Source organism: Aliidongia dinghuensis, from assembly GCF_014643535.1.
Classification (GTDB): domain Bacteria; phylum Pseudomonadota; class Alphaproteobacteria; order ATCC43930; family CGMCC-115725; genus Aliidongia; species Aliidongia dinghuensis.
This window is the reverse complement of sequence record NZ_BMJQ01000088.1, coordinates 1-508: the sequence shown is the minus strand read 5'-3', so window position 1 is coordinate 508 and position 508 is coordinate 1. Positions and strand designations below refer to the sequence as shown.

Genomic DNA, 508 nt, shown 5'->3' with positions numbered 1-508 from the left:
ATTTTTCGTTAGCAGAAATCAAGGTATTACTGGCAATGCAGGACAATCCATGTCGTAATAATAGTGAGGTTAAAGCCTTAACCGCACAGCATATTGTGACATTAAACGAAAAAATCGAGCAATTACAAGCCATGAAAAGCACATTACAAGTTTGGCATGATAGTTGTAAAGGGGATGGGACGGCAGAATGTGGGATTTTAGATAAATTGGCTATTAAAGAGTGAATATTGCTTATTAGGGGTCATCTAAGAATTCGAACCATATTGTACGCTAAGGAATTTTGTCGAATTTTGTTATAACAAAGCGTCTATTACTTACGTAACAATCCCACGACAAACAATTGTTTTTCGTGATTTTGTAAATCAGCGCCAATTCGGCGCTTTTTTATTCCATTTATTTCATGATAAAGCCAAATAAATCTAATTATGATAAAATAGCCAAGATATTATTTATCGTGAGAAATTTATCATGAGTTTAATCGGTTATGCCCGAGTGTCAACTTCTGAAG

At 34.4% G+C, this 508-nt stretch carries 1 protein-coding gene; it reads left to right on the top strand.

Annotated features, from left to right (window positions below):
* Positions 1-224: MerR family DNA-binding protein (locus tag IEY58_RS34255; RefSeq protein ID WP_189052671.1), on the top strand; the 224-nt coding region annotated here is incomplete at its 5' end.
* Between the last annotated feature and the right edge of the window lie 284 nt (positions 225-508).